This is a genomic window from Methylophilus sp. Leaf408, from assembly GCF_916856905.1.
Classification (GTDB): domain Bacteria; phylum Pseudomonadota; class Gammaproteobacteria; order Burkholderiales; family Methylophilaceae; genus Methylophilus.
Map to the genome: position 1 here is coordinate 1 of NZ_CAKASK010000001.1, position 19,085 is coordinate 19,085.

At 50.0% G+C, this 19,085-nt stretch carries 20 protein-coding genes; 18 read left to right on the forward strand and 2 right to left on the reverse strand.

Annotated features, from left to right (window positions below):
• The first annotated feature begins 178 nt into the window (after positions 1-178).
• From ispD to LPA26_RS00045, 9 genes are all read left to right on the forward strand, one after another.
• Complete coding sequence (gene ispD / locus LPA26_RS00005) at positions 179-910, forward strand: 2-C-methyl-D-erythritol 4-phosphate cytidylyltransferase (protein WP_255658822.1); 732 nt, start codon at positions 179-181, stop codon at positions 908-910.
• Complete coding sequence (gene ispF / locus LPA26_RS00010) at positions 907-1,392, forward strand: 2-C-methyl-D-erythritol 2,4-cyclodiphosphate synthase (protein ID WP_229006835.1); 486 nt, start codon at positions 907-909, stop codon at positions 1,390-1,392. The genes ispD and ispF overlap by 4 nt, the downstream gene beginning before the upstream one ends.
• Before the next feature lie 8 nt (positions 1,393-1,400).
• A complete protein-coding gene (locus LPA26_RS00015; protein ID WP_370634364.1) occupies positions 1,401-3,224 on the forward strand; it encodes an ABC transporter ATP-binding protein in 1,824 nt (607 codons plus the stop codon).
• A 188-nt stretch (positions 3,225-3,412) separates the two neighbouring features.
• A complete protein-coding gene (gspG, locus tag LPA26_RS00020) occupies positions 3,413-3,835 on the forward strand; it encodes a type II secretion system major pseudopilin GspG (RefSeq protein WP_229006837.1) in 423 nt (140 codons plus the stop codon).
• 5 nt (positions 3,836-3,840) lie between these two features.
• Positions 3,841-5,016: a type II secretion system F family protein gene (locus LPA26_RS00025; protein WP_229006838.1), complete on the forward strand. Its 1,176-nt coding sequence runs from the start codon at positions 3,841-3,843 to the stop codon at positions 5,014-5,016.
• Positions 5,013-6,698: a GspE/PulE family protein gene (locus tag LPA26_RS00030; RefSeq protein ID WP_229006839.1), complete on the forward strand. Its 1,686-nt coding sequence runs from the start codon at positions 5,013-5,015 to the stop codon at positions 6,696-6,698. Before LPA26_RS00025 ends, LPA26_RS00030 begins: the two co-directional genes overlap by 4 nt.
• The gene (locus tag LPA26_RS00035; RefSeq protein WP_229006840.1) at positions 6,679-7,530 is read left to right on the forward strand and encodes a hypothetical protein; all 852 of its coding nucleotides are present in this window, start codon (positions 6,679-6,681) and stop codon (positions 7,528-7,530) included. The genes LPA26_RS00030 and LPA26_RS00035 overlap by 20 nt, the downstream gene beginning before the upstream one ends.
• A complete protein-coding gene (locus LPA26_RS00040) occupies positions 7,520-8,149 on the forward strand; it encodes a hypothetical protein (RefSeq protein WP_229006841.1) in 630 nt (209 codons plus the stop codon). The genes LPA26_RS00035 and LPA26_RS00040 overlap by 11 nt, the downstream gene beginning before the upstream one ends.
• Positions 8,146-8,781 carry a hypothetical protein gene (locus LPA26_RS00045; protein ID WP_229006842.1) on the forward strand — a complete coding sequence of 212 codons (636 nt, stop codon included), beginning with the start codon at positions 8,146-8,148 and terminating at the stop codon, positions 8,779-8,781. The genes LPA26_RS00040 and LPA26_RS00045 overlap by 4 nt, the downstream gene beginning before the upstream one ends.
• A gap of 82 nt (positions 8,782-8,863) precedes the next feature.
• Here the strand turns inward: LPA26_RS00045 and LPA26_RS14335 are convergent, their stop codons facing one another.
• Positions 8,864-9,004 (reverse strand): hypothetical protein, encoded by a 141-nt coding sequence (locus LPA26_RS14335; protein ID WP_370634283.1) that lies wholly within the window; start codon positions 9,002-9,004, stop codon positions 8,864-8,866.
• Here LPA26_RS14335 and LPA26_RS00050 point away from each other — a divergent pair.
• The 5 genes from LPA26_RS00050 to LPA26_RS00070 are packed head-to-tail and all read left to right on the forward strand — an operon-like array spanning position 8,975 to position 12,891.
• Positions 8,975-9,424 carry a hypothetical protein gene (locus tag LPA26_RS00050; protein ID WP_370634284.1) on the forward strand — a complete coding sequence of 150 codons (450 nt, stop codon included), beginning with the start codon at positions 8,975-8,977 and terminating at the stop codon, positions 9,422-9,424. The two genes, LPA26_RS14335 and LPA26_RS00050, sit on opposite strands and share 30 nt — an antisense overlap.
• A gap of 3 nt (positions 9,425-9,427) precedes the next feature.
• Positions 9,428-11,476 carry a secretin N-terminal domain-containing protein gene (locus LPA26_RS00055; RefSeq protein WP_229006844.1) on the forward strand — a complete coding sequence of 683 codons (2,049 nt, stop codon included), beginning with the start codon at positions 9,428-9,430 and terminating at the stop codon, positions 11,474-11,476.
• The gene (locus LPA26_RS00060) at positions 11,476-12,000 is read left to right on the forward strand and encodes a type II secretion system protein (RefSeq protein WP_255658823.1); all 525 of its coding nucleotides are present in this window, start codon (positions 11,476-11,478) and stop codon (positions 11,998-12,000) included. Before LPA26_RS00055 ends, LPA26_RS00060 begins: the two co-directional genes overlap by 1 nt.
• Positions 11,987-12,385 (forward strand): type IV pilin protein, encoded by a 399-nt coding sequence (locus tag LPA26_RS00065; protein WP_229006846.1) that lies wholly within the window; start codon positions 11,987-11,989, stop codon positions 12,383-12,385. Before LPA26_RS00060 ends, LPA26_RS00065 begins: the two co-directional genes overlap by 14 nt.
• Before the next feature lie 2 nt (positions 12,386-12,387).
• Positions 12,388-12,891 carry a type II secretion system protein gene (locus LPA26_RS00070; RefSeq protein WP_229006847.1) on the forward strand — a complete coding sequence of 168 codons (504 nt, stop codon included), beginning with the start codon at positions 12,388-12,390 and terminating at the stop codon, positions 12,889-12,891.
• Between the two features lie 3 nt (positions 12,892-12,894).
• Here LPA26_RS00070 and LPA26_RS00075 read toward each other — a convergent pair whose 3' ends face one another.
• The gene (locus tag LPA26_RS00075; RefSeq protein ID WP_229006848.1) at positions 12,895-13,500 is read right to left on the reverse strand and encodes a lytic transglycosylase domain-containing protein; all 606 of its coding nucleotides are present in this window, start codon (positions 13,498-13,500) and stop codon (positions 12,895-12,897) included.
• A 303-nt stretch (positions 13,501-13,803) separates the two neighbouring features.
• Between LPA26_RS00075 and epsA the strand changes: the two genes are divergently transcribed.
• The 4 genes from epsA (at position 13,804) to LPA26_RS00095 (ending at position 19,061) form a co-directional block, all read left to right on the forward strand.
• Positions 13,804-14,634 carry an XrtB/PEP-CTERM-associated transcriptional regulator EpsA gene (epsA, locus tag LPA26_RS00080; protein ID WP_229006849.1) on the forward strand — a complete coding sequence of 277 codons (831 nt, stop codon included), beginning with the start codon at positions 13,804-13,806 and terminating at the stop codon, positions 14,632-14,634.
• 302 nt (positions 14,635-14,936) lie between these two features.
• Positions 14,937-15,698: a PEP-CTERM sorting domain-containing protein gene (locus LPA26_RS00085; protein WP_229006850.1), complete on the forward strand. Its 762-nt coding sequence runs from the start codon at positions 14,937-14,939 to the stop codon at positions 15,696-15,698.
• Between the two features lie 68 nt (positions 15,699-15,766).
• Positions 15,767-17,242, forward strand: coding sequence for a hypothetical protein (locus tag LPA26_RS00090; RefSeq protein WP_229006851.1), 1,476 nt, complete (start codon positions 15,767-15,769; stop codon positions 17,240-17,242).
• Positions 17,243-17,480: 238 nt separating this feature from the next.
• A complete protein-coding gene (locus tag LPA26_RS00095; RefSeq protein WP_229006852.1) occupies positions 17,481-19,061 on the forward strand; it encodes a ShlB/FhaC/HecB family hemolysin secretion/activation protein in 1,581 nt (526 codons plus the stop codon).
• Positions 19,062-19,085 lie beyond the last annotated feature (24 nt).

Sequence of the window (19,085 nt, forward strand, 5' to 3'; positions counted from 1 at the left end):
GAAATCTGTATTGCTGTTATTTGCGCCGTTATCCAGGCGTTTAACCGCTAGGCAGGCTGTTGTTGTGAGTCTTCTCCCTCGTTTGCTTGCATCATAAGCATCCAAAACAAGCATGTCATTGACCCATTAGGGCTAATCCGGGAACAAGTTGCTAAGCATGGCATGTTAAAATGGATGGATGGCTAAATATCATGTCTTAATTCCCAGTGCAGGGCATGGCACTCGCATGCAATCAGAAACTCCCAAGCAGTATTTGATGCTGAATGGCAAACCATTATTGCGGCACGCAATTGATGTTTTTGAAGTGATGCCTGAAATCTCAAGTATTGCCATTGTGATTTCGGAAAATGATCCATATTGGAAACCTGCACTGCTGAACGATTGTCATAAAACACGCGTAATGACAGTGGGTGGAGAAACGCGTGCGACCAGTGTACTCAATGGTTTAAAGGCAATAGCAGCTTCGATAGACGCTGACGATTGGATCCTTGTACATGATGCGGCTAGACCAGGCATCGATCAGGCAATGATTAATCGCCTGATCGATGCGATATCAGATAAAGATGTTGGTGCCATTCTCGCTTTACCACTGGCTGATACTCTGAAGCGTGCCGATGCAAACGCCTTTATCAGTGAAACCATTCCCCGCGAAAAATTATGGCAGGCACAAACGCCTCAAATGTTCAGGCATGATCAGTTGCAACAGGCATTAACCACTTATTTACAGCGGCACCCGACAGATGAGGCACAAGCCATGGAATGGATGGGTTATCAACCTAAATTGGTTCTGGGCGATTTAAAAAATATGAAAATCACCTACCCACAAGATTTAAAGGTGGTTGCTGCGTTAATACAGTCTGCACACACCGAAAACGCAACTTTAAGTTTGAGCGATACAGGAAATTTATGACGCCCTTTAGAATTGGTCACGGCTTTGATGTGCATGGGCTAGTAAGCGGCCGCGATTGCATTATCGGTGGTGTAAATATTCCTCATCCACTCGGTTTGGACGGACATTCGGATGCCGATGTGCTGCTGCATGCTATTTGTGATGCGTTATTAGGGGCTGCGGCGCTCGGCGATATCGGTAAGCATTTCCCCCCATCGGACATGCGTTATAAAGGCATAGACTCACGTGAGTTATTAAGGCATGTGGTGGAATTGCTGAGGAAGAAGGGATTTCATATTGGCAATGTTGATGCAACTGTGATCTGTGAAGCTCCTAGACTCGGGCCTTATATTAATAGCATGCGAGAGAATATTGCCGGTGACTGTCAGGTCGGCATTGATTTTATTAACGTAAAAGCGACTACCACTGAAAAGCTGGGCTTTACTGGTCGTGGTGAGGGCATTGCTGCCGAAGCCGTTGTTCTGATTTATACACACCTTTAACCATGCGATTGTTTTCCAAATTTGAGGGATTGGTTTCTCCTTTCCCGCACGAAATTATTCAAAACCTGCCGACAAAATTCTGGCCATTTATGTGGGCCTGCTCATATGGCATGCGTAAGTACATCTTACTGATGACGATACTCACTGCGTGTATTGGTGCATTTGAGGCATTACTTTTCGCCCTGATGGGGAAGGTGGTGGATAAGCTGACTGCGATTGCTCCCCAACAGTTGTGGAATACACATCAACAAACGTTGACTTGGGTAATCGCTATTCTGGTGGGTAGCACCGTCATTATCCTGCTGCAAACGCTGATTAAACATCAAACATTGGCGGGCAACTTCCCCATGCGCATGCGCTGGGAATTTCATCAGCATATGCTGAATCAGAGTATGTCCTTTTATCAGGACGAGTTTGCCGGAAGGGTTTCCGCGAAGGTGATGCAAACTGCACTGGCAGTCAGAGACGTGTGGTTTATCCTGGCTGACATCATGGTGTACGTGCTGATCTATTTCACCACCATCGTGACGGTTGTCGGAAACTTTCATCCATGGATGGTGCTGCCTTTTCTCGGTTGGCTGCTTTTGTATGGCTGCGCGCTTTTTTACTTTATTCCACGCTTGGCCAAGGTGTCACAGCAACAGGCAGATGCACGCGCATTGATGGCTGGGCGAATCACCGACGCCTATACCAATATCCCCACAGTTAAATTGTTTTCGCATGCGGGACGGGAAGCAGGGTATGCGCAATCTGCCATGCAGGAGTTTTTGGATACCGTACATGGCCAGATGCGCATGGTCAGTTGCGTAGAGAGCATCAATCACTTTTTAAATATGTGCCTGATTATTGCCAGTGGCGGCATGGTGCTGTGGCTTTGGTCGCAAAGCCTGGTAGCCGCTGGCGCGGTGGCTGCTGTGATGGCAATGAGTTTAAGGTTAAATGGGATTTCTCACTGGGTGATGTGGGAGCTTACTTCCCTGTATGAGCAAATTGGTACGGTGCAGGATGGCGTAAATACCTTATCTGTCATCAATGAGGTGGTTGATCAGCCTGATGCGCCGGCACTTTCAGTGCCAAAAGGCGAGGTCAGGTTTGATCAGGTGGATTTTGCCTATGCACAACAGACACCTCTGCTACAAAGTTTTGATTTGAATATCCGGCCGGGTGAACGGGTAGGCTTAGTCGGACGTTCCGGCGCAGGTAAATCAACCATCGTTAATCTGTTAATGCGTTTCTATGATATCCAGTCCGGCCAAATACGCATTGATGGCCAGTCGATAGCTAGCGTTAAACAGAATTCTTTGCGTCAGCAGATCGGTATGGTGACGCAGGATACTTCCTTGCTGCATCGTTCAGTGCGCGAGAATATCCTCTATGGCCGCCCTGATGCGACTGAGGAAGACATGGTGGCTGCTGCCAAACGGGCGGAAGCGCACGATTTTATCCAGACACTCAGGGATGCAAAAGGTCGCACTGGCTATGATGCCCACGTAGGCGAACGCGGGGTAAAACTCTCCGGCGGCCAGCGCCAGCGTATCGCTATTGCGCGCGTGATGCTTAAAAATGCACCTATCCTGGTACTGGATGAAGCGACTAGCGCACTGGATTCAGAAGTTGAGCAGGCTATCCAGCATCATCTGTCGCAATTGATGGAAGGTAAAACCGTGATTGCCATTGCACACCGGCTTTCCACCATCGCCGCGATGGATAAACTGGTAGTCCTCGATAAAGGTCATATCGTAGAAACCGGCACCCATCATGAATTACTCAAGCTGAATGGTATTTACGCCAAACTCTGGGCGCATCAAAGTGGTGGTTTTCTAGGTGAATAGTGAGCTTCTAAATATCTTGTTTCTGCAACCTGGATAGCCAACTTTTCAAAGTTAGCAACTCTCCAAATTACTCATCGCCATAATTGTTAATATAAATTTACAATTATGGCGATTTGTCACATTGCTGCCACTTTTCTGCAATCTGAACTGCTTAGTATTGTCATCAAATTTTCATGGAGAAATATTGGATGACGCTGCGTTCGGTCAGAAGCATTGCCGGGTTTACCTTACTGGAATTACTGGTGGTAATGGTCATTATCGGCTTACTGGCGGGCTACGTTGGTCCCAAGTATTTCCAGCAGATTGGCAAGTCTGAAGTGAAGACGGCCAAGGCTCAAATCGCGGCGCTTGAACAATCATTGGACCAGTTCCGCCTCGATCTAGGCCACTACCCATCTACCGAGCAAGGTTTAAATGCCTTGATGACGAACACAGATAATGACACGCGCTGGAGCGGGCCTTATCTGAAGAAAGGTGTGCCCAACGATCCTTGGGGCAAGCCTTACCAGTATCGTTTTCCAGGCCAGCATGGCGAGTATGATTTATTCAGCTATGGCAAAGACGGCCAGGTGGGCGGCAATGATGAGTCGCAGGATATTACCAGCTGGTAATTGACATGCGCTACCAAGCCAAAGTGTTGAACGGCTCACTATTGACGATGGTCGAGTTGCAGGCCGACGATGAGCAGGATGCTTATGCGCAGTTAAAGTCTAAGGGCTTGCTGCCAGTTTCCCTGCAATTGGATAAATCAGGTAAGACGCGCTTAAAAAAAGAAGCTTTCCCCCTGGCTTTGTTCAGTCAGGAGTTATTGGCTTTGCTGCACTCAGGGCTCAATCTGGTCGAAGCGATTGAGGCACTTTCATTACGCCAGGATCACACCCGCGCCGTATTGCAGGGTATCTTGCAGTCATTGCAGCAAGGTAAATCATTCTCTGCCGCACTCGAACGCCAACCGGAAGTATTCCCTCCGCTTTATTTTGCTACCGTCAAAGCGGCTGAGCGCACCGGTGATTTAGGCAATGCCTTATCTCGCTATATTGCGTACGACAATCAGGTCTCACTTCTTAAAAAGAAAATCATCAGCGCCTCGATTTATCCCATGCTGCTGATTATTGTCGGTGGTCTGGTGATTGCCTTTTTAATGGGATTTGTCGTACCAAAATTCAGCAGCGTGTATGAAGGTACAGGCGCAGACTTACCGTGGATGTCGCAAATGATGTTGCAGTGGGGCACCCTGATTTCACAACATGGTGAAACCATGCTCGCCATATTGGTCGGTGGCATCATCGGGCTGATTCTGGTATTTCAAACACCTAGCATGCGGCAGGCCATGGTGCGGGCAATCTGGCGTATCCCGGCCGTCGGTGCCAAGTTGCAGCTCTATCAATTAGCACGCTTTTACCGCACTTTGGGTATGTTGCTGGCAGGCGGTACGCCCATCATGACGGCGATTGATTCGCTAGGCGGCTTGCTGGATAGCAGCATGGCACTTAGCCTGCAACAGGCGCAAACCATGATCAGCCAGGGGCAGCCGCTGTCGCATGCATTCAAAACTGCGGGCATGACCACACCCATTGGTGAACGCATGCTGCTGGTTGGGGAACGTGGCGGTAACGTGGCGCAAATGATGGATAGCATCGCCGGTTTTTATGATGAAGAACTGGCGCGCTGGATAGACTGGTTTACCAAATTGTTTGAGCCCTTGCTCATGTTGTTTATTGGCCTGGTGATAGGTGTTGTTGTGCTTCTGCTGTATATGCCAATCTTTGAACTGGCGGGGCAAATCCAATGAATCAGCTTTTACCAACCACAATGCAAGCGGATGTATTCGCGCAGGCACAAATGCTGGCACAACAGCAGCAACGTCGTGTCATCGAAGTGCTGGAAGAATTACTGTCATTGGAGAGCGAAGCGCTGGTCAATCAATTGGGTATCCTGCTGCATTACCCGGTAGCCAGCATGCGTGAGATGCGTGAATGGCAGGTCGCGTTCGATGTCATCAGCTATAACCAGGCACAACAAAAAGAATGCCTGGCTTTTTATGATGAAAACCAGGCATTGATACTGGTATTTGCTGACCCGTTCGACAAGCAATTACCGTTATGGGCACAGCATGCCGTGCAGCAGTCCTTTACATGGCGATTGGCACACCGGCTTGACATCAGCGCTTACCTGGCCGGTGAGGAGGAGACCATGCGCGCTATGGACGGCATGGGTCTGCATGAAGACCAGGCGCAGGAGGGTGAAGAAGAAGTTGTAATGCAACTTTCGCTTAAGTCCATCCACGAAGATGCCAACCCTATTATCAAACTGATTAATTCCACGCTATATGACGCCCTGAAAACCGGCGCCAGTGATATACACCTGGAGTCGCATCCTGGGGGCCTGGCTGTGAAATACCGCATTGATGGCGTGATGGCCAGTATTGCCAATAGCCCGGGACTGGATAGTGCAGAACAGGCGATTTCGCGAATTAAGGTGATGGCGCAACTGGATATTGCCGAACGGCGTATCCCGCAAGATGGCCGATTTAAAGTCCATGCGATGAACCGCCTGATCGACTTTCGTGTGTCCATTATGCCGAGTGCGTTTGGTGAAGATGCTGTATTAAGGGTATTGGACCGCAAAGCACTCACCGAGCAGGCGCAGGGCTTAAGCCTGAAGGCGCTGGGGTTTGACGACGACGTGATTGCCAGGTTCAGGAAGCTGGCCAGCGAACCATATGGCATGGTGCTGGTGACCGGACCTACCGGTAGCGGTAAAACCACTTCATTGTATGCCGCCATTTCTGAAGTGAATACCGGCTTTGACAAGATTGTCACCATCGAAGACCCGGTGGAATACCAATTGCCTGGTGTGTTGCAAATCCCCGTGAATGAAAAGAAAGGCCTGACGTTTGCGCGCGGGCTGCGCTCTATCCTGCGTCATGATCCTGACAAAATCATGGTCGGTGAAATCCGCGATGCGGAAACCGCACAGATTGCGGTGCAGGCGGCACTCACCGGTCACCTGGTGTTCTCCACCGTGCACGCCAACAGTGTGCTGGATGTGATAGGCCGCTTTATGCATATGGGCGTTGACCCATATCACTTTGTGTCTGCCGTCAATGGCATTATTGCCCAGCGACTGGTGCGCAGCTTGTGCCCGCATTGCGCTGAACCGTTTGTGCCGGATGCAGAGTTACTGGAAGCCTCAGGCCTGACGCCGGAACAGGCCGTCGGTATGACCTTTAAATATGCCAAAGGCTGTGGACATTGTCGCGGTACCGGTTATAAAGGCCGTAAGGCGGTGGCGGAAGTGTTGGTGCTGAATGACGAGTTACGCGAGATGATCATTGCCCGCGAACCTATCCGCCAGCTTAAAGAAGCCGCTGCAAAAAATGGCATGCGTACCATACGCGAGGCGGCAGTCAGCGCGGCTGGCGCGGGCATGACCAGCTTGCAGGAGATTAACCGTGTCACGTTTATTGCCTGATATGCTCAGCCAAATACGGTGGTGCGGCCTGACGCGGATGCTGGTGAGGGCTGACAGCGTGCTGGCCGAGCACTGGCCGGCTGGTATTCAATCACGCAGAGTGGTTACCCAGGCACCCCTGGATAGTACGGAGCCTCTCGCCTTGCAGGCAGCCATAACTGCTGTCTTCGCGCAACTACCCGCCACCGACTGGCAGCGTATCGAAATTTACCTGGCAGACCAGCATGTGCATTTGATGTTATTACCTGCCATTCAACAATCCGGCCAGGCCACCGCTTTATCCGGTACTGAGCTGCAAGCATATGCACGAGCCATGTTGCTCAAAACCTATGGTGAGGCCGCGGTGCAATGGCCGTTGCGTATGCAGGATGTCCCGCAAAGCCATGCTTCATTGCTCGCCACCACACCAGTCTTGCAAAACATAGCTGCAAAAAACCTGGTGTCGCCACGCAAATATCTGCACTTGTCAGTGCAACCGTATGCCTGCGCACTCTGGGCGCATACCAGTCTGCCAGCAGAGGGTACGGTAGTGAGTGCAGAGCCGCATATGCTGCGATTATTGCATTTGCAGCAAGGCGAAGTTACCCATGTTGCCAGCCTGGTCAGTGATCTGGCCGAAGTAGATAGCATGGCTGCATGGTTGCTGCGCGAGCGGACTTTACTGGGCGTGCAGGCCTCAGCCTGCTACTGGCTAAGTGAACCGGCATGTGAGCCGGTGGCTGCTGTAGGTCGCAGATTGTCGCAACACCTGGCAGGTCGCTTGACCTGGAAAAACATATATTCCGCCAATGCGATCCCCTCACTGTGGCAAGAGGTCGCACATGTGGCCTAACCCGAACTACTATTTTGAGTTTGCCCAGCCAGCATTTGCCTGGCAAAAGGTGCGTTGGCCGGGTGTATTGCTGTTAGTGGTGTGTGCTTTACTGGTATTGACTGCCTGGCATGCAGATGATGAAGTCAATGCGCAGTTGCTGGCTATGGAACAACACAAAGCGCAGTTGTCGCAAGCATTGGTGCAAGCGAATGACGCAGCCAGTCAATTACAAAAAACAATCATGGCTCAAGCGTCACCTGCACGCACTCCGGAAGAAGCAAAGCAGCATGCGCATGCCGCGGCACAAAAGAAAGCCGCCATCGCATTGACCCAGGCGCAGGAAAAAGAAGCAGAAACCATTACGCAGCAATTAAACATCCGCTGGTTCGATTTATTGCAGGCGCTGGAATCCCGGCAGATCAAGGACATTGCATTGTTGCAACTGTTACCCGATGCCGCACGTGGGCAATTCACCTTGTCCGGCGAAGCCAAGGACTACAACACTTTGCTGAAATATGTGGGTCATTTGCAGGAAGATGCAGTGCTGACACAAGTGCATCTGCAAAAACACCAGGTGATTGAAACACATCCGCAGCGCCCGGTCAGTTTTGAAATCCAGGGCGGGTGGCAGCCATGATGAACCGGTTGCAGTTGCCGTCCATGACCGGACTCGTCTGTTTTGCCAGACGCATCGCCTGGTACCTGGGCTGGGTGCCCATGTTAGCCAGCAGCGTGCTAGTCGTCGTCTGGCTATATTTGTTACAGCAACAACCGGCAAAAACGGCCCAACTTGCTTCGCTGGAACAGGAAGTCGAACAGCTGAAATTACAGTCCGCCACTCCTGTTGAAACAGGGATGCCCGCTGCAAAAAATGTAGCGACAGTAAAAACGCCTGAAGTGGCAAGTGAGCCCGTCACCCTGTCGGAGCTGTGGCAGCAGTTGCCTGCCAGTAGCGAGTTATCACCGCGTATGTTGCAGGTCGCCGCTCTGGCGCAAAAGCATCATATACCTTTGAATGTGGGCGATTATCAGTGGCAGGCACATCAGGCCGCTGTCGGCCCTCAGCCGATACAGCAGTTTGATATGCGCTTCACCATCCAGTCAGACTATGTTACTTGCCGCCGTTTTATCAGCGAAGTGCTGCGTCGTTACCCGACCATGGCGCTGACCGGGCTGGAACTGCGCAAGAACGAAACGGTGCAGCCGGTGATTGAAACGACGCTGACATTCTCCATGTTTATCCGCGGAGGGCATGAGCATGCGACTTGAGGCGGCTAACGCGCAAACATCCCGGCGTCCGCTGTTATGGATCAGCCTCTTGCTTACATTTGCGTTGGTGTATTGGCAATGGTCAGCTGAGCAGGGTGCGGTGGATGACACGGTAGTTGCAGACAGCAGTTTGGCTCCTCCTGCCCCTGCAAAAAAACAGGCATCTGTAGCAGCCGCGCCAGCTACAGTCACAGTGCCGGAACCACAAACGAATAGCGCGCATGATCAGGCTGCGCAACCTGTAGTAGCAGAGATATCCAGCCCCGTCGTGCTGCCGCGAAAGTTACCGGCCAAGGTTAATCATGCACTGTTTGATGCGCATGAGTGGTTGCCACCGCCAGTCAAACCGCCACCACCACCGCCACCGCAAGCACCGCCAGTACCCTACACCTACGTAGGCAGCATGCAGGATGTGCCCGAAGGCAGCACAGTGATTTTAATGCAGCAGAAAAAAGTATTGATGCCCAGGCTGAAGAGCCAGGTGACTGCGCAATGGCGGCTGGATAGTGAAGATGCGCAATCTGTTTATTTTACGTATCTGCCGCTTAATCAGGCAGTGGTATTGAGCAAGGCAAAAACCGCTGCAGCAGGGCAACGCCAGTCTGTGGCGGATACTGAAGACAATATTCCGTTAGAACAATAATTCATGAGTCATTCTTATATTCAATCTCATCGCTTAACCGCGCTGCCAACCCGTTTACGGACCACGCTATTCCTGGTGTGTATTGCCTTTGGTCTGGCTGCCTGCGGTTTATTCCCGCCTAAACTCACGGCCACCACCCCTGAGGGAAAAGTACATGAATTAGCTAAACTGGTGGCTGAAAAACCAGGTGATGTGGAATTACGCAATCGCTGGTATCGCGAACGGGAACAGGCAATTAATGCCCTCTCTTTCGAAGCCGAAGCGGCCAATGCCAAAGGCAATGTTGCTGTAGCAAAACAGATTTACGCGCGGATACTGACGCTGGATGCAAATCATCCCAAGGCCCTGGATTATGAGAGAGCCGGCGAGCGCGAGATTATATTGCGCAAGCAACTGGAAGCGGCGAAACAGAAGATTGATCAGCCCAAAGAAGCGCTGAAGCTGGTACGCGATATCCTGCTGGAACAACCGACCAACGAACAGGCATTAGCACTGGAAAGGCAGCTGATTGCGCTGGAAACCCATGCACGTGCGGCGTTACCGCAGCTGCAAACCGGCTTAAGCAAACCGGTGACGCTGGAACTGCGTGATGCCAATATCAAAGTCGTATTCGAGGCATTATCCCGTGCCACAGGCGTCAACTTTATCCTGGACAAGGATATCAAGCCGGAAATGAAAGCTTCGGTCTTTCTTAAAAAAATGCCGATTGAAGATGCCATTGATATGGTGCTGACCAGTAACGGCTTGCAGAAAAAAGTGCTGTCACCCAACAGCCTGCTGGTGTATCCCGCCACCCAGCAAAAGAACAAGGATTACCAGGATTTGCTGATCCGTAACTTTTACTTTGCCAATACCAGTGCCAAACAGTGCGCGGACATGCTGCGTACCATCCTTAAAATCCGCGATGTCTATGTTGATGAGCGACTGAACATGCTGGTATTGCGGGACAGGCCAGAAGTACTGGCTCTGGCGGAAAAAATGATCAAGGCGCAGGACATTGCTGATCCGGAAGTGATGCTGGAAATTGAAGTGATGGAAATCACACGCGGCAAGCTGCAAGACCTGGGGATTATCTACCCTAGCTCACTGACAGTATTGAATAGCCCGTTAACGCTGGAAGCCTTGAAGAATCTGAAGTCCTCCAATATCGGCGTCAGCCCAAACCCCAGCATACAATTCAAGACCACTGATACGGATTTGAACCTGCTGTCCAACCCGCGTATCCGCGTCAAGAACAACGAAAAAGCCAAAGTGCTGGTCGGTAATAAAGTGCCGGTGATTACCACCAATACCACCGCTAACGTCGGTACCTCCGAAAGTGTTTCGTATGTGGATGTCGGGCTGAAGTTGGAAGTGGAACCACGCATCATGCTGGACGATTTCGTCAGTATCAAAGTCAACCTGGAAGTCAGTTCATTAGGCGAAGCGGTTACCCTGAGCAATAACTCCAGAGTGTTTAACATCGGCACCCGCAATGCCAGCACGATACTGCGGCTGAAACATGGCGAGACGCAAATCCTGGCAGGCCTGATCCAGGATTCCGAGCGCAAGAATGCAGACAAAGTACCATTTCTGGGCGAGATCCCCATTTTGGGCAGGTTATTCTCCCGTCATAATGACGAGAAACAAAAAACGGAAATTGTGCTGGCAATCACACCTAAAGTGATCAGCAATGTTACGCTGCCGGAAGCCACTTTCTCCGAATACTGGAGCGGTACCGAAACGGTGATTTCTGATAAACCGCTGTTGAATACCACACCGATGACACCGGCATTGACACGTGGCCAGCAGATACGTGAGCAACAGTTACAGCGCCAGCGTGAACTGAACGAGCCGATTGACCCCCCGGTGATTGAATCTCCTGATACACCGGTGCCACCTGAGGCCAGCATACCCTCACCGGATGCGCTTCCGCCGCCACCAGAGCCTGCCAGTACGTTTCCTTCTTCAAACGTTACCCCCACGGTGCCGGGCATGTCCAACAATGTGAATGGCAGTGGCGTGCAGGAACAATCGCCCACCACCTTGCCATCGCCTAAGGTCATTCCGTAATGTGGTGTCAGTCTACAGCCAGGGTTTGCCGGGCTCGGTGCCTGACTCAAGGTAACGGATTCACCCTGATTGAATTAATGGTTTCACTGACAATTGTTGCGATTATGGCCAGTGTCGCCACGCCTATGGTGCAGCTTACTTTGCAGCGACAAAAAGAGCAGCAGCTACGTGAAAGTCTGCGCGAGATACGGCGTGCGATTGATGGCTACAAAAAAGCGGCGGATGACGGGCGCATCAAGAAAAATGCCGATGCCACCGGTTACCCGCCGAATTTGCAGATACTGGCGGAGGGCGTGCAGGATATGAAAGACCCTAAGCGCAAGGTATTACGCTTCCTGCGCCGGGTGCCGCAAGACCCTATGCTGAGAGTCCAGCAAACTGCCGGCACCAGTCCTTCTGTAGGCTGGGGATTACGCAGTTACGATAGCCCGCCTGAATCCCCGCGGTACAGCCAGGATGTTTATGATGTGTATTCCTTAAGTACCCAGACCGGAATCAATGGAGTGCCGTATGCGCAATGGTAGACATCGTATGATCAAGCGTATTGCCGGTTTCACATTAGTAGAGTTGCTGGTGGTGTTGTCTATTCTTGCGTTATTGTTGTCGCTGGCAGTGCCACGTTATTTTTCCGGAGTGCAACGTGCCAAGGAGCAGGCGCTCAAGCAACAGCTGGTGACTACCCGCAAGGCGCTGGATGAATTTTTTTCTGATCAGGGCCAATACCCTGATACCTTGCAGGAGCTGGTAGACAAGCATTATCTCGATAAGCTGCCATGGGATGCCATTAGCGAAAGCAATGATACTTGGGTGATTACCGCACCCGAGTTGCCGCTGGTGGGCGGTGTGTATACCTTGCACAGCGGCGCCACCGGGCAGGCCACGGATGGCAGCCTGTATAAGGATTGGTAACCTTGCATACATTGTTCATGCGACCGCAGCGAGGGTTCTCATATATAGGCGTGATGGTCACGCTAGTGATTGCCGCTATTGGCATGCAAGGTGCGGCGGTGATGTGGCAGCAACAGACACAGCGCGCCAACGAAGCCTTATTACTGGAGGTTGGTGAAGCCTATCGGCTGGCGATCGGGCGTTATTACGAATCCACGCCGCAACCGGTCAAACAGTATCCAATGACCTTGAATGAACTGGTCGAAGACAAACGTTTCCCGGTACTTAAAAGGCATCTGCGCAAACTGTATGCGGATCCCTTTTTTGCCAGGCAAGGCATGACGCCGGTGTTTCGTAACGGACGCATCGTAGGGGTGCACAGCCAGTCATTGCTGCAACCTATCCGTAGTGCAGGCTACCAGGAGTTTGAATCCGGTTTTCATGGTGCCAAGCACTACCGGGAGTGGCAGTTTATCTATGAGCCGAATACACTGGCAGACCTGGAACTGGCGTGGGCTAACCGTTAACTGTTATTCCAAAGGTAATGTTTCATGCGGCAACCGGCTTTTGAATGCGCGGTAATAACTTAATACTTTAGGCACATACTGCCGGGTTTCGCGAAATGGCGGCAAGGTATTTTGCCGCATTTTTACCGCATTCGGCCCGGCATTGTAAGCGGCAAGTGCCAGCGAAATATCGCCCTCAAACAATTCGAGCATATTTTTCAGGTAGCGCGAGCCCCACAAGATTTGCTGGCGCACTGACCATTGCCTGACCGGGATGGTTGAAAACGATTGGGCAGTGGAAGGTAACACCTGCATTAATCCGTAAGCCCCTTTCCTGGATTGTGCTTGCGGATTGTAACCAGACTCGGTGGCAATGACTGCATGTATGAGTGCCGGATCAATTTGAGTCGCTTGTGCGACAGCCTGTACTTCATTCTGGTAAGGAATGCTACCGGTTTGCCAGCGTAGCTTCTTAGACACTTGACGATCGTCAGAATTTGATTCAACCGTCATTGCCTCATTGTCGACATTGCTGATGACCAGCTCTGTATCACTGGTATCGTCGAGTAGGATTTGACCGCTTAAATGCTGGACCTCAAGCGTAGTGTCAGCAAATGCGGTGTTTATCATCGCCACTGCAAACGACACACTGCCAATCAGCAGGAGGTGAATGCATCGCCTACGGTAAAGGGGATCCAGAGCGGTCATGATGGCGGAATAATGCCATGCCCATATGACATCTAAAAGACATGTCGAGTAATTCGGCAATATTATACAAAGGGTCAGTCTGGTCATATCCTGTGTTCATTTGGGAACTAATTCTTAGGCATAATCCGCTGTCATGAATATATCAATCAACTGACACGCGGCAATCATTTTTCTGTCACAAATTCTCCGCAAACTGTGCTGCATTTATATCAATGTGGCAAACACATGAGCACAATAACAGGGACGGATCAGACCAATGACCAATGGGCATTGGTGCTGAATGAAGAGCAGCGCGTGTTATTCATGGAGGTGATCGAAGAATCACTACGGTTGCAGCATCGCTCTCATTTTTTCAACTGGCTACAACGCGGATTCCAATGTTTGCTAGCACACGAAGTGGTCATTGTGGGTGTAAGAGGAACAGAGCGCCCCACTTATGATTATGAGTATCTGACCTCCAGCCGATATTTTGGCGATACACAATTTGACCAGGTATTACATGAGACCGATGGTCTGGTCAGCCAGGCATTCGAACAGTGGAGTACGCTCAGTAAACCCTTGTTTTACCATACTGAAATACCCAGCCAGCAGAACAGCCACTACGCGGTAGAACAAATAGACGCCGACAGGATGAGTGCATCCGAGCTCAAACGGTTTGTGGTACATGGCTTTGGTAATGAGCATAGCCGCATTGCCACCCTGGTTATGTTTGGCCGCCTGAGTTCACCCGTCAATGCGCAAACTGCACATCTGTTGGAATTGCTGATGCCGCATCTGCACTGTGCCATCGAAAAAGTGACTGCCAACAAATGTCCTTCAGTGTTATCCACTACCACTCGTAATGGCAGGGTAAAACCATTAAGCAGGCGAGAACTGGAAGTGCTGGAATGGTTGCAGGCCGGCAAAACCAATTGGGAGATCGGCAGCATCATGGAGATCAGCCCGCTGACCATCAAAAACCATGTACAGAATATCTTGCGGAAAATGGATGTTGAGAATCGCAGCCAGGCAGCCAGTAAAGCCCTGAAAATGGGGCTGATTACCCGTAAGCAGTAATGTTCCTGCTTCTACCTCATTGTCATCAAAATTTATTCTGCAACACCTCTCTTTTAGTCCGTTAGGACTAGTCCTGAATTCCAAACTGTCATCTTGGGTTTTTACAATAAACAGGATTTTTATGCATGCACTCAACATGCGTTTTGATTAGCCCGGTTGGGCTAGTCATAGCGGACTAGATTTTCAAGTCACGCTGTCATGTTGGTCAACCATAATTTTTCAGGTCGAGATTGACTGCTTTACTTAAGCATATTTGTAGTTTGTTCTTTTTATTATTTTTGTTCGAAATTGAGGAGAAGTTTATGAAATTCCAAGTAAAGGCTTTGATCGCTGCATTGGCTTTGACAGCATCTGGCGTGGCTAGCGCTACTAACGTTCCATCTTCAGGTAACGGTTCTTTGTTCCTGACTATTTTTGATCGTACTACCAGTTCTTCTTTAGTGATTGATACAGGCTACTTTTACAGCACCCTGAATGAAATCGGTACTGATAATGCTGATTCAAACTTTGATAGCTCAAACAGTGCACTGACATTTGACTTGAGCACAAATGCTGCATTCCAGTCATTCATCGGCAGTGCTAACCTGAGCACTACTTATTACAATGTATTTGCTGGTGACACCCAGGGTGCTGGTGGTGCTGCTGGTGCACGTGGCATGATCTCTTCTTACGATCTTGCTAACTATCCAAATGCTCAAGAGTCAGTTGCAATTTCCAAATCCCCACTTGTGACTGCAGTTGGTGCTTTCAACCAATTTGTATATCAAAACAATGACCCGTTTACTTACTTTGCCAATGATAACAACGGTAACCAGGGTCCAACTTCAATCGCCTTACTGGGCGGTGAAATGAGTCTGTATCAAACCGTTCAAAAGCAAACTAACGGTGCTGGTGATAACTTCTTCTTCAACAATACTAAAGTGAATTTCAGCAATGCCGGTTTGTTGACCATCTCTTCAGTACAGGTCACAACACCGGTACCTGAGCCAGAAAGCTTTGCGATGTTGGCTTTGGGCATGGGCGTTGTAGCTGCTGCAGCTCGTCGTCGCAAGTCCGTAAAATAATAAAAAGGGGCTCTTTAAGAGCCTCTCTGCTCTTTCAAGATCTCTGATTCAGAAAATTTAAGGGAAATATGATGAACATTAAAAAAATCGCATTTGCTCTGGCAGCTTTGTCTGTCAGTACATTGGCTTCAGCAGGCATCACGCCAGCTCAGATCGAATCTGCACGTGGTGCAGGTACTTTAGACCAAGCATGGATCGCAGGTGCTTCTGCACCTACACGTTCTATCTACGAAGGCTGGGTAAAAGGTTGCCAGGCTGGTACAGGTTCTATCTTCACAGCACAAGCTGCCAGCAACACTTCTACAGCTCCAGGTTCCCTAGGTAACTTCTTTGCTTACGCATGTACACGTGGTACACGTACTTCCGTGTTGTATCACACAGTAGATGGTGGTTCATTGAACGCATTTACACCATTTACTAATGGTACAAAATTGGCACGTGTATCTTATTTTGGTGGTACTTCCACCTCTTGTGCAAAGCAAGCTACAGGTTATGTAGATACTTCTAACACTGCTAATAATGCTGACTTGTATAAGGGTTGTGCACAATCAGGTTCCCCTGTTGCCTTGGACGCGAATGGTGTACAAACTTCTGCTAACCGTGCTATCAACGCTGCTGCCTTAACTGCTGATGCGCTGGCACCGCAACAGATCGTTGGTGGTTTCTCTGATGTTGAGCCTGCATTGTTCTCTGCAGCTATCGGTGGTGGTAACGTTTCCAGCTTCGGTACTGTGAGCAACGCTTTCCTTGGTCAGGCTTTCGGTGTAGCTGTTTCTAATCCGCTGTATCGTAGACTGCAACAAGTACAAGGAATCTCTGAGTCCGGTAATAACTTCACTCCAGCATTGGCTCCTTCACTGACCAGAAGCCAAATCGCATCTATCCTAGCTGATGGCGGTGCTGTACAGACTGCTGAATCATGGTTCCCTATCCTGGGTGAAGAAGATGGTGAGAAAGTAATCATCCAACGCCGTGTAGATACTTCAGGTACACAAGCTTCTTCCAACGCATTTTTTCTAGGTAACCCATGCCTGGGCGGTAGCTCGTTGTTGCCAGCTGCGACTACTTCAGGTAACTACCAAGTGGTGTTGAACTCCGGTTCCGGTAACGTGAAAACCAATATCACGACAGCATCAAACGCAGCCGCTGGGTCACGTTACGCAATTGGCGTATTGTCACTGGAAAACGATCCTACTCTGGAAAACGCAGCTAACAGGGACTACCACTACATCAAGATCGACGGTTCACACCCAGAGACTGGTGACGTAGTGAATGCTCGTCTTGCTGCAGCTTCAGGTCTGTATCCATTCCACATGGAAGCCAAAGCTTTTGTAGCCAATACAGCACCAGCTGGTTTCCAGAGAACTATAGTTACAACTATCGTTAACGCCCTGAAAAATCCGACGTCTGCTGCTTGTGCAACATTGCCACGTGGCTTGACTTTGAACCCGGATGGCGGCAACACCTCTTGTGTAGCTGGCGTCGTAAAAGCGAAGTTCACAAACTTCGGTAACAACTGCGCACCAGCAGTATTGTTCGAGTAATAAAAAGTTAAACATTTACTCTTAATCAGAGTAAAGCAGTTGTAGACGCACTCCCCAAAAGGGAGTGCGTTTTTCTTTTATCTGTAAGTGGTTTTTCGGACTAGTCCGTTTCATGCCTGTGACATAAAACTTTAAGAAAATGCTGGTCTGTTGTAATCGGCAAAATAGTTGAATATTAAAGGTGCAGGCTTTGAGTTTGAAATCACAATTTACCTGGTTATCTCTGCTGGCATGCTGTATGCCACTAGCAGTCTTTGCCGAAGAGCCGGTTGCTGAGGTCGAGCAACAGTCAGTGCAAGTCAACGAAGCAAATGATGAAATAAAGTTTGATGTTTTCGAATATCAAGTCGATGGCAATTCGGTGCTCCCTAACAGCGATATTGAAAAAGCTGTTTACCCATTTATGGGCGAGCAGAAAACGATCACCGATGTCGAGCAGGCGCGTACATTGCTGGAAAAGACCTATCAGGATGCCGGTTACCTGACAGTGTCAGTCAGTATCCCGCAACAGGATGTTGATAAAGGCGTGGTGCGCCTGCTGGTCACCGAGGGCAAAGTGGAGCGACTGCAGGTGGTTGATGCGCATTACAATACTTTGAGTGAGATCAAATCACGTACACCGCAATTCGCTGAAGGATCAGTACCGCATTTCCCTACCGCGCAGAAAGAATTGGGCACACTCAATCGTAACCAGAACCGCCAGGTGACGCCGGTCCTTCGCCCAGGAAAATCGCCTGGCACCGTGGAAGTTGATCTGCAGGTTAAAGACAAATTGCCGTTGCATGGCAATCTTGAACTCAATGATCGTTATTCGCCGAATACCAGCAAGCTGCGCCTGAATGCAGGGATTAAATACGATAACCTGTTCCAGAAAGACCATAGCTTAGGCATGAACTTACAGGTTTCACCTGAAGATACCAATGAGGTGAAGGTATTTTCCGGCACCTATGTGATTCCTCGCGAAAACGGCGATTACTTTGCAGCTTATGCCGTTGCTTCTGACAGTAATATTGCCGCGGTAGGTGATATTAATGTGCTAGGTAAGGGCTACATTGTTGGCGCGAGATATATCCACCCATTGCCTCTTTCTGAAGGTTTTTATCATAGCCTGACATTTGGCCTGGATTATAAAATCTTCAAAGAGAACTTGTTCCTGCTCGGGGCGGATACCAGCATAGACACCCCTATTTCTTACTGGGCAACATCCATCGGTTATGACGCCAACATCCAGTCAGGCAATGGACAGACACAGGCCAGTATCGTGCTTAACATGGCGCCGCGTTTGATGGGTAACACCGACGCCGAATTTAACCGTAAGCGTGACCAGGCACAGGCTAACTATGCCTACCTGCGCGCCGATGTGAAACAGTTGTATACCTTTTATTCCGGTTGGGCAATGCAGGGCAAACTGGCGTGGCAGCTGGCCAGCCAGGAGCTTATTTCTACCGAGCAGTTCACCATAGGTGGCGTCGAGTCGGTGCGTGGTTACCTGGAGTCCAGCCGCCTGGGGGACAGCGGCGTTTCCGGTACGCTGGAGTTACGCACGCCACCCTTGGCGCAATATCTCAAGCACTACCAGTTCGCCAACTACATCAAGGATTTTTACGCCTATGCATTTATCGATGCGGGACGCGTTCAGGTCAAGAATCCTGCTGGCCTGGAGCCGCATTATGAATTGTATTCCGCCGGCCTGGGTTTCAAGCTGAAGACCAACAATGGCTGGTTCTCTTACCTGGACCTGGCGCAGGCAATGAATGATGCGCCTGAGGTGGAAACGGGTGATTTCAGACTGCATTTCCGTGCAGGCTATGAGTGGTAAGTGGTAACAATCTGCAAGTGAATG

What these genes read in the sequence shown, in the direction of transcription:
- ispD (WP_255658822.1), top strand. Translation starts at nt 179, where the DNA reads ATGGCTAAATATCATGTCTTAATTCCCAGTGCAGGGCATGGCACTCGC.
- ispF (WP_229006835.1), top strand. Translation starts at nt 907, where the DNA reads ATGACGCCCTTTAGAATTGGTCACGGCTTTGATGTGCATGGGCTAGTA.
- gspG (WP_229006837.1), top strand. Translation starts at nt 3,413, where the DNA reads ATGACGCTGCGTTCGGTCAGAAGCATTGCCGGGTTTACCTTACTGGAA.
- LPA26_RS00025 (WP_229006838.1), top strand. Translation starts at nt 3,841, where the DNA reads ATGCGCTACCAAGCCAAAGTGTTGAACGGCTCACTATTGACGATGGTC.
- LPA26_RS00030 (WP_229006839.1), top strand. Translation starts at nt 5,013, where the DNA reads ATGAATCAGCTTTTACCAACCACAATGCAAGCGGATGTATTCGCGCAG.
- LPA26_RS00040 (WP_229006841.1), top strand. Translation starts at nt 7,520, where the DNA reads ATGTGGCCTAACCCGAACTACTATTTTGAGTTTGCCCAGCCAGCATTT.
- LPA26_RS00045 (WP_229006842.1), top strand. Translation starts at nt 8,146, where the DNA reads ATGATGAACCGGTTGCAGTTGCCGTCCATGACCGGACTCGTCTGTTTT.
- LPA26_RS14335 (WP_370634283.1), bottom strand. Translation starts at nt 9,004, where the DNA reads ATGCGCGCTATTCGTTTGTGGTTCCGGCACTGTGACTGTAGCTGGCGC.
- LPA26_RS00055 (WP_229006844.1), top strand. Translation starts at nt 9,428, where the DNA reads ATGAGTCATTCTTATATTCAATCTCATCGCTTAACCGCGCTGCCAACC.
- LPA26_RS00060 (WP_255658823.1), top strand. Translation starts at nt 11,476, where the DNA reads ATGTGGTGTCAGTCTACAGCCAGGGTTTGCCGGGCTCGGTGCCTGACT.
- LPA26_RS00065 (WP_229006846.1), top strand. Translation starts at nt 11,987, where the DNA reads ATGCGCAATGGTAGACATCGTATGATCAAGCGTATTGCCGGTTTCACA.
- LPA26_RS00075 (WP_229006848.1), bottom strand. Translation starts at nt 13,500, where the DNA reads ATGATAAACACCGCATTTGCTGACACTACGCTTGAGGTCCAGCATTTA.
- epsA (WP_229006849.1), top strand. Translation starts at nt 13,804, where the DNA reads ATGAGCACAATAACAGGGACGGATCAGACCAATGACCAATGGGCATTG.
- LPA26_RS00085 (WP_229006850.1), top strand. Translation starts at nt 14,937, where the DNA reads ATGAAATTCCAAGTAAAGGCTTTGATCGCTGCATTGGCTTTGACAGCA.
- LPA26_RS00090 (WP_229006851.1), top strand. Translation starts at nt 15,767, where the DNA reads ATGATGAACATTAAAAAAATCGCATTTGCTCTGGCAGCTTTGTCTGTC.
- LPA26_RS00095 (WP_229006852.1), top strand. Translation starts at nt 17,481, where the DNA reads ATGCCACTAGCAGTCTTTGCCGAAGAGCCGGTTGCTGAGGTCGAGCAA.